This window comes from Devosia sediminis (genome assembly GCF_016411825.1).
Taxonomy (GTDB): domain Bacteria; phylum Pseudomonadota; class Alphaproteobacteria; order Rhizobiales; family Devosiaceae; genus Devosia; species Devosia sediminis.
Genome location: NZ_JAEKMH010000002.1, coordinates 957208 through 972025, shown reverse-complemented (window position 1 = coordinate 972025; position 14818 = coordinate 957208). Strand labels below are relative to the sequence as shown.

The 14818-nt window shown below is 63.1% G+C and carries 15 protein-coding genes; 6 read left to right on the top strand and 9 right to left on the bottom strand.

Annotation, left to right across the window (positions count from 1 at the left end; translation table 11 throughout):
• Positions 1-2 precede the first annotated feature (2 nt).
• The 5 genes from JEQ47_RS11970 (at position 3) to iolB (ending at position 6141) form a co-directional block, all read left to right on the top strand.
• Positions 3-1949, top strand: a complete 1947-nt coding sequence (locus JEQ47_RS11970) for a bifunctional 5-dehydro-2-deoxygluconokinase/5-dehydro-2-deoxyphosphogluconate aldolase (protein ID WP_198876622.1) — start codon at positions 3-5, stop codon at positions 1947-1949.
• Between the two features lie 137 nt (positions 1950-2086).
• A complete protein-coding gene (gene iolD / locus JEQ47_RS11965) occupies positions 2087-3937 on the top strand; it encodes a 3D-(3,5/4)-trihydroxycyclohexane-1,2-dione acylhydrolase (decyclizing) (RefSeq protein WP_198876621.1) in 1851 nt (616 codons plus the stop codon).
• Positions 3938-4091: 154 nt separating this feature from the next.
• Positions 4092-5009 (top strand): myo-inosose-2 dehydratase, encoded by a 918-nt coding sequence (gene iolE / locus JEQ47_RS11960; protein ID WP_198876620.1) that lies wholly within the window; start codon positions 4092-4094, stop codon positions 5007-5009.
• An 84-nt stretch (positions 5010-5093) separates the two neighbouring features.
• Positions 5094-5396, top strand: a complete 303-nt coding sequence (locus JEQ47_RS11955; RefSeq protein WP_198876619.1) for a hypothetical protein — start codon at positions 5094-5096, stop codon at positions 5394-5396.
• Positions 5341-6141: a 5-deoxy-glucuronate isomerase gene (gene iolB, locus JEQ47_RS11950; protein ID WP_198876618.1), complete on the top strand. Its 801-nt coding sequence runs from the start codon at positions 5341-5343 to the stop codon at positions 6139-6141. Before JEQ47_RS11955 ends, iolB begins: the two co-directional genes overlap by 56 nt.
• A 1-nt stretch (position 6142) precedes the next feature.
• On the opposite strand, the gene JEQ47_RS11945 is transcribed toward iolB, so the two are convergent.
• The 8 genes from JEQ47_RS11945 to JEQ47_RS11910 form a co-directional block, all read right to left on the bottom strand.
• Entirely contained in the window at positions 6143-6619 is a 477-nt protein-coding gene (locus tag JEQ47_RS11945) for a hypothetical protein (protein ID WP_198876617.1), read from the bottom strand.
• Between the two features lie 40 nt (positions 6620-6659).
• Entirely contained in the window at positions 6660-7688 is a 1029-nt protein-coding gene (gene iolG, locus JEQ47_RS11940; RefSeq protein ID WP_198876616.1) for an inositol 2-dehydrogenase, read from the bottom strand.
• A 207-nt stretch (positions 7689-7895) separates the two neighbouring features.
• Positions 7896-8351 carry a MerR family transcriptional regulator gene (locus JEQ47_RS11935; RefSeq protein WP_198876615.1) on the bottom strand — a complete coding sequence of 152 codons (456 nt, stop codon included), beginning with the start codon at positions 8349-8351 and terminating at the stop codon, positions 7896-7898.
• Between the two features lie 104 nt (positions 8352-8455).
• A complete protein-coding gene (locus JEQ47_RS11930; RefSeq protein WP_198876614.1) occupies positions 8456-8767 on the bottom strand; it encodes an integration host factor subunit alpha in 312 nt (103 codons plus the stop codon).
• Between the two features lie 213 nt (positions 8768-8980).
• The gene (locus JEQ47_RS11925) at positions 8981-9961 is read right to left on the bottom strand and encodes a beta-ketoacyl-ACP synthase III (protein ID WP_328768867.1); all 981 of its coding nucleotides are present in this window, start codon (positions 9959-9961) and stop codon (positions 8981-8983) included.
• On the bottom strand, positions 9958-11028 hold the full coding sequence (gene plsX, locus JEQ47_RS11920; RefSeq protein ID WP_198876613.1) for a phosphate acyltransferase PlsX: 1071 nt from the start codon (positions 11026-11028) through the stop codon (positions 9958-9960). Before plsX ends, JEQ47_RS11925 begins: the two co-directional genes overlap by 4 nt.
• Before the next feature lie 81 nt (positions 11029-11109).
• Positions 11110-11661: a YceD family protein gene (locus tag JEQ47_RS11915; RefSeq protein WP_198876612.1), complete on the bottom strand. Its 552-nt coding sequence runs from the start codon at positions 11659-11661 to the stop codon at positions 11110-11112.
• Positions 11658-12185 carry a ubiquinol-cytochrome C chaperone family protein gene (locus tag JEQ47_RS11910; RefSeq protein ID WP_198876611.1) on the bottom strand — a complete coding sequence of 176 codons (528 nt, stop codon included), beginning with the start codon at positions 12183-12185 and terminating at the stop codon, positions 11658-11660. The genes JEQ47_RS11915 and JEQ47_RS11910 overlap by 4 nt, the downstream gene beginning before the upstream one ends.
• Before the next feature lie 165 nt (positions 12186-12350).
• On the opposite strand from JEQ47_RS11910, the gene JEQ47_RS11905 reads away from it, so the two are divergent.
• Positions 12351-12788 (top strand): outer membrane protein assembly factor BamE, encoded by a 438-nt coding sequence (locus JEQ47_RS11905; RefSeq protein WP_198876610.1) that lies wholly within the window; start codon positions 12351-12353, stop codon positions 12786-12788.
• Between the two features lie 55 nt (positions 12789-12843).
• On the opposite strand, the gene JEQ47_RS11900 is transcribed toward JEQ47_RS11905, so the two are convergent.
• The gene (locus tag JEQ47_RS11900) at positions 12844-14655 is read right to left on the bottom strand and encodes a hypothetical protein (RefSeq protein ID WP_198876609.1); all 1812 of its coding nucleotides are present in this window, start codon (positions 14653-14655) and stop codon (positions 12844-12846) included.
• Between the last annotated feature and the right edge of the window lie 163 nt (positions 14656-14818).

Here is a 14818-nt window from a genome sequence, read left to right as displayed (position 1 = left end):
GCGTGACCTCTCTCGCTGCCGACTTTCCCGATAGACCGCTCGACGTCATCACCATCGGTCGCGCGTCCGTGGATCTCTACGGACAGCAGATCGGCACGAGGCTCGAAGATGTTGGCAGTTTCGCCAAATCGGTGGGCGGTTGCCCGACCAATATTGCCGTCGGCACGGCGCGGCTGGGGCTGAAGTCGGCGCTGATCACCCGCGTCGGCAACGAGCAGATGGGGCGCTTCATCCGCGAACAATTGCAGCGTGAGGGCGTCGACACGACAGGCATCATGACGGACCCGGAGCGGCTGACCGCGCTGGTGCTGCTGGCGGTGGAGAACGACAAGAGCTTCCCGCTGATCTTCTATCGCGACAATTGCGCCGATGCGGCGCTGGATGAAGGCGATGTCGATGCCGATTTCGTCCGCTCGGCCAGGGCCGTGCTGGTGACGGGGACGCATTTCGCCAAGCCACACAGCGCGGCGGCGCAGCGCAAGGCGATGCGACTTGCTCGCGAAGCCGGCGGCAAGGTGGTTTTCGACATCGATTACCGACCCAATCTCTGGGGCCTTGCCGGGCACGATGCCGGCGACAGCCGCTACATCGCCTCGGACACGGTGTCGGCTCATCTGCAGACGGTGCTGCCGGAGTGCGACCTGATCGTCGGTACGGAGGAAGAGGTTCTCATCGCTGCCGGCGGCCATGATCTCCATGCGGCGCTGAAGACCATTCGATCCCTCTCCTCAGCAGTCATCGTGCTCAAGCGCGGGCCGATGGGCTGCGTGGTTTATGACGGGGCGATCCCTGACGATCTGGAGGACGGCATCGTCGGCAAGGGATTTCCCATCGAAGTCTATAACGTGCTGGGCGCAGGCGACGCTTTCATGAGCGGGTTCCTGCGCGGCTGGCTGCGTGGCGAAAGTCATGCCACCAGCGCCACTTGGGCCAATGCCTGCGGGGCTTTTGCGGTGAGCCGGCTGCTTTGCGCGCCGGAGATACCGACCTGGGATGAGCTGCAATTTTTCCTCGACAATGGCAGCACTGAAAGGGCGCTGCGCAAGGACGCTGCGATCAACCATGTGCATTGGGCAACGACCCGACGGCGCGACATTCGCAAGCTGATGGCGCTGGCGATCGACCATCGCGCGCAACTGGAGGACATGGCTGGCGGCGATGCTGCAAAGCTCGGCCGCATCAGCGATTTCAAGGTGTTAGCGGTCAGGGCGGCGGCGCAGGTCGCTGATGGCCGCGATGGTTTCGGCATGCTGCTCGACGACAAATATGGTCGCGATGCACTTTATGCGGCTGGCGCGATCCCCAATTTCTGGGTGGCAAAGCCTGTGGAACTGCCCGGTTCGCGGCCGCTGCGGTTCGAATTTTCGCAGGATCTCGGCTCGCGGCTGGTGGAGTGGCCGGTGGATCACTGCATCAAGGTGCTGTGCTTCTTTCACCCGGATGACCCCCAGGACCTGCAAGATGAACAGCTTTCCAAGCTGAAATCGGCCTTCGAGGCAGCGCGCAAAATCGGGCGCGAACTGCTGGTGGAAATCATCGCCGGCAAGCATGGCGTGCTCGGCGAGGATACGGTGGCGCGGGCGCTGGACGAGATCTACGACGCCGGGATCAAGCCCGACTGGTGGAAACTCGAAGCGCAGCCGAGCGCCGGGGCCTGGTCCAACATTGATCGCGTCATCGAAACGCGCGACCCTTATTGCCGCGGCGTCGTGCTGCTCGGGCTCGATGCGAAGATGACCGACCTCAAGGCGGGGTTCGACCTCGCGAAGGCTGCCCGCACCGTGAAGGGGTTTGCAGTGGGTCGGTCGATTTTCGGACATGCGGCGCAGGCGTGGCTGGATGGGACGATGACCGACGACGAGGCCGTCGAGGAAATGGCGCGGCGCTTTGCGTGGTTGGTCGGAGTGTGGGAGGGGGACACAACGACACCCCCACCCTACCTTCGCTAAGCCTTCGGCTAGCTGCGGCGCCCTCCCCTCAAGGAGGAGGGTGGCGAAGGAACCGGAGAAGCGAGGCCCCCTCACCCGGCGCTGCGCGCCGACCTCTCCCCCAAAGGGAGAGGTGAAGATAGAACGAGGAAAGTAGGATGGCGCAGAAGACGATCCAACTGACGATGGCGCAGGCCGTGGCGCGGTTTTTGTGTGCGCAAAAAACTGTCGTTGCCGGCGAGACCGTGCCGATCTTCGGCGGGGTCTGGGCGATCTTCGGGCATGGCAATGTGGCGGGCGTCGGCGAGGCGCTCCATGACGTGAAAGACGAGCTGCCGACCTATCGCGGGCAGAACGAGCAGAGCATGGCCCATGCGGCCATTGCCTATGCCAAGGCCAATTTTCGCCGGCGTTTCATGGCCGTGACCTCCTCGATCGGGCCCGGCGCGCTCAACATGGTGACGGCGGCGGCGCTGGCGCATGTGAACCGCCTGCCCGTGCTGCTGCTGCCGGGCGACGTGTTCGCCAATCGCCTGCCCGATCCGGTGCTGCAGCAGGCCGAGGATTTCGGTGACGGGACCGTGACGGTAAACGACTGTTTCAAGCCGGTCAGCCGTTACTTCGACCGCATCACACGGCCCGAGCAGATCATTCCGGCACTGCGGCGCGCCATGCAGGTGCTCACGGACCCGGCCGAATGCGGGCCGGTGACGCTGTCGCTGTGCCAGGATGTGCAGGCCGAAGCCTATGACTATCCGGAAAGCTTCTTTGTCGAAAAGGTGTGGACGCTGAGGCGACTGATGCCCGACGCCGATGAGTTCGCCACGGCGGCGGCAACGCTGAAACTCGCCAAGAAGCCGGTGATCATTGCCGGCGGCGGCGTGCTCTATTCGGAAGCCAGCGACAGCCTCGCGGCCTTTGCCGAGGAGCACGGCATTCCGGTGATGGAGACGCAGGCTGGCAAGAGCGCCCTGCCCCATGACCATGAACTCAATATGGGTTCGGTCGGCGTGACGGGTACGTCGGCGGCCAATGCGCTGGCCGAGGAAGCCGACGTTGTGCTGGCAGTGGGGACGCGGCTGCAGGATTTCACCACCGGGTCATGGGCGCTGTTCAAGAACGAAGAGGTCCAGATCATCGGCCTCAATGTGCAGCCGTTCGATGCCGCCAAGCACAATGCGCTGCCGCTGGTTGGCGACGCGCGGGTGGGCCTCGAAGCATTGGATGCGGCGCTGATGGGCTGGCAGGTTGATTCCGCCTGGACGCATAAGAAGTCCATGCGGGAAAAGGACAATTGGCTGCTGGCAGCGGATGCCGCGACGGCGGCCGGCAATGCCGAACTACCATCAGATGCCCAGGTGATCGGGGCGGTGCAAAGGGGCCGGAGCAAGGCGACGCTGGTCTGCGCGGCGGGTGGACTGCCGGGGGAACTGCACAAGCTGTGGCGCGCCAAGGAGCCGGGAAGCTACCATCTCGAATATGGCTTCTCGACCATGGGCTACGAGATTGCCGCGGGCCTCGGCGTGGCGCTGGCGCGTCCCGAAGGCGACACCGTGGTCATGCTGGGCGACGGCAGCTACCTGATGATGAATTCCGAAATCGTCAGCGCGGTGATGCTGGGGGTGAAGCTCACCATCGTGGTGCTCGACAATTCCGGCTATGGCTGCATCAACCGGCTGCAGATGGCGACCGGCGGGGCGAACTTCAACAATCTCTTCCGGGATACGCGGCACGAGACCATGCCGCAGGTGGATTTCGCGGCGCATGCCGCGGCCATGGGAGCGCGGGCGAAGAAGGTGGCTTCGCTGGCCGAGCTCGAAGCTGCCCTCGTGAAGAGCGAAGGCGCTGGTGGTGTGCATGTCTTTGTCATCGACACCGACCCGCTGGTGACCACTGATGCCGGTGGGCATTGGTGGGATGTGGCGGTGCCTGAGGTCAGCGAGCGGAGCGAGGTCAATGCGGCGCGGGAGGCTTATGTGCAGGCGTTGAAGGGACAGCGGGCGGGGTAATTCTTCTCCCCATCGGGGAGAAGGTGGCGCGCAGCGCCGGATGAGGGGGATGTCCCAACCGCATCTGAATGTGAGGCGAGCACCCCCTCACCGACTCGGCTGCGCCGAGCCACCTCTCCCCGATGGGGAGAGGAATAGAGATTGGAGACGAAAGATGAAAGCCAAGCTCGGGATGTCGCCCATTGCCTGGTGGAACGACGATCTGCCGGAATTGAGCGACGACGTGTCGCTCGAGGAATGCCTCAGGCAATCGCGCTCTGCCGGGTTCACCGGCATGGAGAAGGGTCGGCGGTTTCCGGATGATCCGAAGGTCATGCTGCCGATTCTGCGCGAAGCCGATGTCACCCTGTGCGGCGGCTGGTTTTCGGGGACGCTGGTGGACGAGGAACTCAGCGCCAACAAGGACCGCATCGCGCCGATGATCGAGCTGTTCAAGGCGGTCGATGCGCCCTGCATCGTCTATGGCGAGGTGGGCCAATCGATCCAGGGGAAGCGGGAGGTTCCGCTGGCGAAAAAGCCGCGGCTCGACGAAAGCCAGATGAAAACCTATGGCCGCATGGTGACGGCGTTTGGCGAATGGTGCGCGGAACAGGGCATGCCCCTTTCCTATCACCACCACATGGGTGCCGTGGTGGAGACGGAGCCGGAGCTTGACGCCTTCATGCGCCATTCGGGCGAAGGCATTCCCCTATTGCTCGATGCCGGGCACCTCGCCTTTGCCGGCGGCGACGTGTTGCGGGCGATCGGGAACCATCACCGGCGGATCAACCATGTGCATGTGAAGGATATCCGCCGCGCGGTGGTCAATGGGCTGGACCGGAACCGGCAGAGCTTTCTCGATGCGGTGGCGCTGGGCGCCTTCACCGTGCCGGGCGACGGGTCGCTCGATTTCGGCGCCATCGTGCAGCGGCTGGCCGATCATGGCTATGAGGGCTGGTTCGTGGTGGAGGCCGAGCAGGACCCAGTCAAGGCGCCGCCGATGAAGATGGCGGAGATCGGGCATCGGGAACTGATGCGGGTGATGACGGCGGCCGGCTACACTGTGGAGACACAGGGTTTTCCGAAAGGGTAGCCGTTTCCATAATGTCATCCCGGCGCAGGCCGGGATCCAATCTGACGGCTATCGACGGCGTCCATAGTGTTGATAGAACAGCGCATGGATTCCGGCCTGCGCCGGAATGACTCCGCGACGAAACGGCAGGAACGCATGGCGCTGAAAGAAAACGACTTGAAATGGTTCCGGCCCCTGTGGCGGCGCATTGCCGTGGCGGTGTTCCTGGCGCTGTGGCTGGGCTGGGAACTGCTGGTCAGCAAGGACCAGTTCTGGGCCTTCCTGGTCGGCGCGGCGCTGGCCTATGTGGGCTGGAATTTCTTCTACAAGTTTCCCAAGGAGGAGCCTCATAATGCCACTCTCCCACCTGCTGATCCGGCCGACGACAACGAGCGGAAAGATCCATGATGTGACGCCCGCTTCGGCGGGCTGGACGCATGTCGGCTTCGGGCTCCATCGGCTCGCCGCGGGCGAGGCCTATGGCGGGGCCACCGAGGAGCGCGAAGTGTGCCTCGTGCTGGTCAGCGGCAAGGGCCGCTTTGCCGTGGATGGCGAGGATTTCGGCGAACTGGGCGAGCGCATGAGCCCGTTCGAGGGGGCGCCCTGGGCGCTTTATGTGCCGGCCGGGCGCAATTGGGCAGTGGACGCGACCACTGACCTCGAGCTGGCCGTGTGTTCGGCGCCGGGCGGCGGCGATTTTCATGCGCGGGTCATCCCGCCGGGAATGCATGAGCGGATCACGCGCGGCAAGGACGCCAATGTGCGCCATGTCTACAATATCATGCCCGAGGATGACGGCGCGGCCAATGCGCTGCTGGTGGTGGAGGTGATCACGCCGCAGGGCAATACCTCGTCCTATCCGCCACACAAGCACGACCAGGACAATCTACCGCACGAAAGCCAGCTCGAGGAGAGCTATTACCACCGCTTCAACCCGCCTCAGGGCTTTGGCTTTCAACGGGTGTTCACCGATGACCGGAGCCTCGATGAAGCCATGGCCATCGAGGATGGCGACGTGGTGCTGGTGCCGCGTGGCTACCATCCGGTGGCGACCACGGCGGGCTATGACAGCTATTATCTCAATGTCATGGCCGGGCCGAAGCGCGTGTGGAAATTCCACAATGCGCCCGAGCATGAGTGGATGCTGAAATAGGCTAGAAGGTGAAGCTCATACCACCATCGGTGCGGTAGGTCAGGGCGTAGACGCTGTCGGTCACATCCTTAGCTTCGCAGGTGATCAGCATGCCTGGATCGGCGTCGCGATAGATGCAGGCACCGGTGGCTTCGCGCATGATGGTGTTGGTGCTGGTGGCATTATCATGAACGACGACCTGATTGACCGCGTGGTCGGTCCAGTTGTCACCGTTGCCGGGGCCGTAAAACAGCAAGATGCGTTCAGGTCCGGCGAGGCCGAACCAGGCCTGCCCGCCAGTGCCGGCCGAAACGGCGACGCGCCCATCGCTTTCATGCATCTGTGTGACCGGCGTGCCGCATTCGGCGGTGAGCTCGACGTCTTCGATGACCAGTCGCTCGCAAGTGCCGTCGGCGGTGACGGTGCGCAGCAGCTCGCTCGCCAGCGCCGGAGGAGCGAAGAGAACGATCAGCAGCAGCGGAATCAGCGGGCGGTGCATGGCCCAGGCTAACACGATTGCCGGCCCGGTCTCAGCGCCCCTAGAACACGCTCCGGTCGGCCAGGGGTCCGGTGATCTCGCCCACTTTCACCGCCCTGCCCTCCTTGACCGATTTCAGTGCCGCGTCGGCCAGAGCCAGGGCGATGAGACCGTCCGTGCCGCTGGGCGAGGCCGGAGATTTCGATTCCACAAAATCGATGAAGGCGCTGATTTCGCGGGCATATGCCTCGGTGTAGCGGGTCATGAAGAAGTCGTGCAGCGGCGGACGGGTATAGCCCGAAGCATTGGCGATCTCGATCGAGACCGGGCGTTGATTCTCGGCGGCGACGGCGCCCTCGGAGCCATGCACCTCGATGCGCTGGTCGTAGCCATAGGTGGCGCGGCGGGAATTGGAAATGGTGGCATGCTTGCCCGAGGCGGTGAACAGCATGACCGAGGCGCTGTCATAGTCGCCGGCTTCGCCGATGGCCTTATCCACCAGCACCGAGGCCTGGGCCGAGACGGTGTCGATCTCTTCGCCGAGGAGGAAGCGGGCCATGTCGAAATCGTGGATGGTCATATCGCGGAAAATGCCGCCCGAGCGCTTCACATAGTCGGCCGGCGGCGCGCCGGGATCGCGCGAGACGATGGTGACCATTTCCACCGCGCCGATCTGACCGGCCTCGATGGCGGCCTTCACGGCCTGGAAATGCGGATCGAAGCGGCGATTGAAGCCGACCATGAGGGTCGCGCCGGTTTCGTCGACGGTGCGGATGCAGGTTTTGACCCGCTCGATATCGAGATCGACCGGCTTTTCGCAGAAGATGGCCTTGCCGGCGCGCGCAAACCGCTCGATCAGGTCGGCATGGGTATCGGTGGGCGTGCAGACGATCACCGCGTCGATGTCGCTGGCCGACTCGATGGCTTCGATGGTGCGGATTTCGGCGCCATACTGGGCCGCAATGGCGGAGGCGGCGTCAGCCATGGCATCGGCCACGGCGACCAGTTTTGCCTTGGGATTTGAAGTGACGGCCTTGGCGTGAACCTTGCCGATGCGGCCGGCGCCGAGAAGGGCGAAACGAACGGTCATGTATGGGCTCCACCTTTGGCCGGACTGCGCCGGATAGCTGTGGAATGAATAGATGATTTTTGCGGATTTTGGAATGTGAATTCCAATGTCACTGAAGTCTGCTTTCGACACCCCCTCCCCACCTTCGCTACGGCCAAACGGCCTAGCTTTGGTACCTCCCCTCAAGGGGGAGGGTGGGAAAGAGCGCAACCTCATAACCAAGTCGGATCAGTGTTCGCGGGCGCGTTCGAGGATGCGTTTGCATTCCAGGAGGTCGCGGAGGACTTCGGAGAGTTTTTCGCGCGATTCCTGGTCGAGGGCCGGGCTGGCGAGCATTTCGGCTTCTTCCAGTTCCGCCTCGTCGCCGGCGGCCTCGGCCTGTTCGATCAGCGGCAGGATTTCGTCGAGGCCCTTGCCCTCGCCCACGGCGATGACATAGCGGGGGCCCTGATCCTTGAGGATGCGCTGCACGCCCTTGATGGTGAAACCCTGATCGTAAAGCAGGTGCCGGATGCCGCGCAGCAGCATGACGTCTTCGGGGCGATAATAGCGCCGGCCACCGCCGCGCTTGAGCGGACGGATGGTGTTGAAACGGGTTTCCCAGAATCGCAGCACGTGCTGCGGGAGATCGAGCTCTTCGGCAGCTTCAGAGATGGTACGGAACGCGTCTGGCGACTTGTCCAAACCGCAGTCTCCCTGGCGCGAGCAAGTGAAATTGCTCTATCCCCGACTGGTCTTCCCACCGGGAGACGGCGTCCCCGGCGAGCAAGGCAAAGCTCGCAAAAGCCTTACTTTCCAGCGCTGACCATAGACTTGTTGATTTTGGACTTCAACACGTTGGACGGTTTGAACACAAGAACCTGCCGCGGCAGGATCGGCACTTCCTCGCCGGTCTTGGGATTGCGGCCGATACGCTCGTTCTTGGAGCGCACTTGGAACGATCCGAAGGACGAGAGCTTGACGTTTGCTCCCGTGACCAGGGCATCGGTGATCAGCTCCAGCACCCGCTCGACCAGTTCGGCCGATTCGGTTCGCGACAGGCCAACAGAGCCATAAACTGCCTCGGCCAGGTCGGCCCGCGTTACCGTCTTCTGCGTCATTCGCACCCCCGTGTTGCCATGGGTCCGGTCTCCCGACGTTCGGTCTGCCACTATTGGGCCGGCGCAGCCGCTGGCGGCCCGGCCCGTGCTCGGGATTCTTTGCCCAGTTCGACACCAAAGCGCGATCTTCCGTCGCCACCCCCGGTGCCGGGTTCCTCCACCCGAAGTGACACTAACGCCTTGAAACGCTTAAGGTCAATGCAGCTTGAGCGGCTACCAGCGAATGAGCGAAGCGCCCCAGGTAAAGCCTCCGCCCATGGCTTCGAGCATGACCAGATCGCCCTGCTTGATGCGGCCATCGGCGACGGCGACGCTGAGCGCCAGCGGCACCGAGGCGGCCGAGGTATTGGCATGGATATCGACGGTCATGATGACCTTTTCGGACGGCAGGCCGAGTTTGGCCCCTGCCCCCTCGATGATGCGCTTGTTGGCCTGATGCGGCACGAACCAGTCGAGGTCGTCGACCGTGTAGCCGGCCTGTTCGAGCGAGGCATAGACCACGTCGGTGATCTTGCCCACGGCGTGGCGGAAGACTTCGGGGCCCTGCATGTGCACGACGCCGGTGGTGCCCGTGGTCGAGGGGCCGCCATCGACATAGAGCTTGTCCCAGTGGCGGCCATCGGAGCGGAGGGCCGAGGTCAGGACGCCGCGCTCGGGTTCGCCGGGGGCGAGATCGACCCGCTCCATGACGATGGCGCCAGCGCCGTCGCCGAACAGCACGCAGGTGGTGCGATCGGTCCAGTCAAGCAGGCGCGAGAACGTTTCGGCGCCGATGACGAGGACGCGGCGGGCCATGCCGTTCTTGATGTAGCTGTCGGCGGTGGCCACGGCATAGACGAAGCCCGAACAGACGGCCTGGATGTCGAAGGCGAAGCCGTGGTTCATGCCCAGCTTCATCTGCACCAGCGAGGCAGCGCTGGGAAAGGTGTAATCGGGCGTGGTGGTGGCAACGACGATGAGGTCGATGTCCTCGACGGTAAGCCCGGCATTGTCGAGGGCGGCGCGGGCAGCGGCAGTTGCGAGATCGGACGTGTATTCGCCCTCGGCGGCGATGTGCCGCTCCTTGATGCCGACGCGCTGCTGAATCCATTCGTCGGATGTATCAACGGTCTTGGCCAATTCCTCATTGGTCACGACCTTGGCCGGCAAATAGCTGCCGACGCCACGAACGACAGAGCGGATGGAACTGGTCACGCCGATTTGGCCTCGGTCTCGGAGGACGGCCCGGGGGCGGCCCTGTTGATTGGGAAGCGGTGCATGGTGTCGCCGACCTTGTCCATGAGGCGGTTGCGCGCCATTTCATAGGACAGGCCCAGCGCACTCTTGTAGCCGATCTCGTCGGTGCCGCCGTGGGATTTGATGACAATGCCGTTGAGGCCCATGAACACGCCGCCATTGACGGTGCGCGGGTCCATCTTGCGCTTGAGCGCATTGAGGGCCGAGGAGGCAAAGAGCGCCCCGACCTTGCTCATCAGGGTCGCCTTGAGCGATTGGCGCAGATAGGTGGCGACCTGCCGGGCGGTGCCCTCGGCGGTCTTGAGCGCGATATTGCCGACAAAGCCCTCAGTGACGACGACGTCGACCGTGCCCTTGCCGATATCGTCGCCCTCGACGAAGCCGTGGTAGGTGAACCCTGCCCCGCTGGCCTCGGAGAGAATCTTGCCGGCTTCCTTGATGTAGTCGAGGCCCTTCACTTCCTCGGTGCCGACATTGAGCAGGCCAACCGTGGGAGAATCGCTGTCGAACAGGGCACGGGCGAGCGCCGAGCCGAGAATGGCGTAGTCGACGAGCTGCTGGGCATCGGCACCGATGGTGGCGCCCATGTCGAGCACGATGATGTCGGAACGCAGGGTCGGCCAGATGGCGGCGATGCCGGGGCGGGAAATACCTTCCATGGGTCGCAGGCAGAAGGTGGCCATGGCCATGAGCGCGCCGGTATTGCCGCCGGAAATGGCGACATCGGCTTCCTTGTCCTTGACGGCCTGGATGGCCATCCACATGGACGAGGTGCCCTTGCCCTTGCGCAGCGCCTGGCTGGGCTTTTCGTCCATGGCAATGATGGTTTCGCAGTGGCGGACTGTGGAGACCGGCTTCAGGGCCGGGAATTCCTCGAGCAGCGGATCGATCTGATCCTTGATGCCGTGGAAGATGAAGCGCGTGTTTCGGCGTTCCTTGAGGGCCAGGTGGGCGCCGTGAATGACGGCACGCGGGGCGTGGTCGCCCCCCATGGCATCCACGGAAATCGTTATAGAATCGGTCATTTCAGCCCGTTTTTCGGCCCGCAGCAGCGAGCAAACAAACATATCCCATCATCGGGTCGGCGCAAGCCCCGCAGGGCTCGATCAGTCCTTATCCCCATTCCCGTCCTTGAGGCGGGCCAGCTTGGCAAAGGGACCTTCCTCGGCGTCACCAGTCGAAATCCCGAGGCCTTCGAGGCTTTCGCCCGGCAGGCGTGGATAGGGATCGAGCGCCAGAGCCAGTGTTTCGAGCAGCAGCGCGCTGAGATCGACTTCGGGGCCGTCGATGTGATCGGGAAAATCGTCGTTTTCAAGGTCAATGTAGATTTCGGCGCCTGGCGCCGGAGCCTGACCTTCACGCGGGGCCGGCAGGAAGACGCGGTCGATTTCCTCCTCGACCGTTTCGGCCACAGGCTCGAAGCTCACCACCGACGCCTGGGTCACGCGCGCCTTGAGGTGGCCCTGGGCCCGAAGGCCACCGCGCAGCGGCACGACGCTGAGACTGGCCGAAAAATGCTCGACGGAAATGATCTGCATGGCTTGTGCAATGGCCGCGCGTTCCGCCTCGTTGGCATCGACGGTCAGCGAGCGACCGCCGGCTGGCAACCTGTCGATGCGAACGACCGCGTCGAAGATGGGCTCGGAGACGCCGCTCATGCAGCGGCCTCGAAGCGGACGGTGCCGCCGGTTATGGCTTCAACCGGCTGGGCCGCCAGCTCGGCATCGCGGGCCACGACATAGCCGGCCAAGGCGCGAAGCTGCGGCGTGTCCTCGCCATCGAAAATATTGCGAGCGAGCACGCCCGCCAGGGCATCGGCGTCGTTGCGGTCCAGAGCCTCGTTGAGGGCAGCGAGCAGGCCGAAGAAGATATTGCCCATCTTCTGGATCTTCTTGGGCACGCCCAGATCGGACACGCCCATTTCACGCAGCGAGCGGTCCATGTCCTTGAAGAAGAGATCGAAGACCGCCTGGCTGAAATCCTTGGCCGATTGCGGGCCATGGCGCAGGCGGCGGAACAGCAGCGCCATGTGGAGGCTGATCATGTCGAAACGGCCCGTCACGGTATCGGGCACGCCCATCTCCGCATAGAAAACCGGCTGCCGGGATTGCGCCACAATGGAATTATAGACGGCGTAAACTGGCTCTGTGGCAGTCTTCTTGCGAAACAAGGACAAGATCATGGGATTGCGCTCAGCGTCGGTATCGGTCAAACACGGGCAGATATGGATGCGGGACTATTGCCAGCTTGCCAGACAGCCAAGTTGACGGCTACACAGTCCGGCGAGTTTTGGGCACGCGCCCTAGTGTCACGCCTATATTCGAGAGCTATCGGGAAAGTCAAATTCATGCCCCTGCGTCTTGCTAAAGCCTCCGTCGCCGCAGCCGTGCTGGCTGTTGCCCTGGCCGGTTGCACCAGCAGCACGTCGCTCGTCTCCAAGCGCACCCAGGGTTACGAGATCCCGGAAGCCGCGCTGCAACAGATCCGCGTCGGCCAGAGCCAGCAGTTGGTGACCCTGGTGCTGGGCTCGCCCCAGTCCACCAACACGTTCGGCGACCGCACCGCCTGGTACTATGTCGAGACCAAGGTCAACCAGACCGCCTTCGGCCTGACCATGGTGGAAGAGCGCACCGTGCTGGCCGTGTATTTCGACAAGAATGGCAAGGTGATCGAGCGCGCCGTCTATGGCCTGGCCGATGGCAAGGTCGTCAATATCGAGACCCGCCGCACCCCCTCCTTCGGCCAGGACGCGACCTTTATCGACGCGATCCTGTCGTCGATCTGATCGAACGCATAGAAATGCAAAGGCCCCGGTTTTCCGGGGCCTTTTTGTTTGGGCGTCAGGCGAAGGCGAGACTGAGCGTATAGGTCAGCGGCGACATGCCGGTGATGTAGACCCGGTGGCCTTTCACCGTGAGGCTGCCATTGTGCCAGCTATATTGCTCGCCGGCATTTGCATTGATCGAGCCTTTGCCGTTTCCGGGACCGAAGGTGATGACGTCACCGCCGAGCGTGTAAGTCCCCTCGCCTTCCACGAGATGGAAGGTGCCATCCTCCAGTTCCTCGACCCCGGTCAGTTCCCCGCCTTCGCGGAAGGTCAGCTCGAAGGTGAGCTCGACATTATCTTCACCGGAGACGTCGAAGGCGAGATCGAAGCCGGTGTCGGACTGGGCTATGGAGACGGCGGTGACCAGGTCCCGCGTGTGGGTGGGCCGATTCTCGAAATCGAGCATGGAATTGAAGCGTCCGTCGACCGACCGCGAGAGGGCATAGACGCCATCGGCATTGCGGCGTTCAGCAGGCATGGGCAGGTAGTAGGGAATGTTGAGCTCGTTGCCGAGACCAATGACTCCGTCTTCGAGGGTTATGCCGTTTGAGCGGAAGTGGCCCATGGAGAAGAAGTTCGGCACCATTCGCACCGCTTCGAGCACCGCGCCGCCATTCCAGGCCCGAAGCATGGTCGGATTGGTAGAGAGACCGGATCCGAAGCGGTTGTAGAACGGGGTCTGCTCTCCGTCCTTGTACCAGTCGGAGCCGCCAAAGGCCGAAGCACTGAGCTTGCCGCGGCGGATGCGCACCAGGCCAGCCTCGGCATAGAGCTTTTCGAAGTCCTCGAAGGGCTCTACCTCCGCAGGAAGCGTCGCAGCCAGCTCTGGGCGCTCAATCAGATCGCCCAGGAAATCTCCGAGGTCGGCGGCAAAGCGATCCTCGATCAGCCTGGCCATGGCGGCGAAGCGGCCATTGTCGTCGAGCAGCGCCAATTCGCGGTATTGCGGATAGAAATAGCGGAGGTTGACCACGCGCTGGTCCTGATCCTGCCGCCGGGACTGGATGGTCTCGACCTCGCCATTGGGTTCGGACAGTTCGATGGTGACATCGAGATTGGTGCGCACGTAGTCGACCAGCTCCGGCCGGTCGAGGACATGAGCGACCACGAGTAGCGAGGGATTGGTAACCTCGGAGAAGTAGATGGCGCTGCGTTCCGAATAGATGGCATCGGCATCCACATCCATGCCTTCGGCCAGCCACTCATCAATGCGCGCGATATAGCTCTCGTCGCCGGTGACGTGGCTGATGCGGGCCAGGGCGGCGCAGAGCTTCCAGCGGTGATTGGGCGTATGAACACCGCCATCGGCCAGTCCCGGTCCGGCCTTGGCCATGATGGTGCGGATGGTTTCGGCAATACCGGCGCTGGCTTCATGGTCATCCGCCTCGAGGATGGAGACCATCAGGCCAAAGTCTTCGATGAGGAAGCCCGTGTCGGGCGGAGAATGGCGGTTACCGACGCTGAATGTGCCGTCCTCATGCTGGACCTCAACCAGCTTGGCCAGCATTTCCTCGATATGCGGCAGCAGGGTTTCGTCGTGGAAATAGGTAGACTCTGACCAGACAAACGGCGTCACGAGACGGCGAACCTGGCGCGTGAGGCCGCGCGGCGAGCCGGTCAGTGATGCGGCCTTGCGCTCGATGACACCGGCAACCTGGTCATCCGCGGCCTTGGTGAGGATATCGAGACTGGTGGTGTCGGACTCGGCAGCGTGGGACCCGGAAATCATCCCGGCCGCGATGGCCGAGCCTCCCAGCCAGCGCGCGTGAGTGAGCAGGTGCGTTCCAAGCGCCGCCGAGGCGCCCAGAAAGAAACGACGATCCATTGAAATTCTCCTCCGAATGTCGGCAGCCCGGCATGTGCCCACCGGTGCTGACGAAACAATGAACTGATGGTTCTATTTTCAGATTCAACGGAACAAACATTCTACTTCCAGCGCGCGTCGTCAATGCCGGATGTAACCAAATGGGGAAATAGTTTTGCGCAAA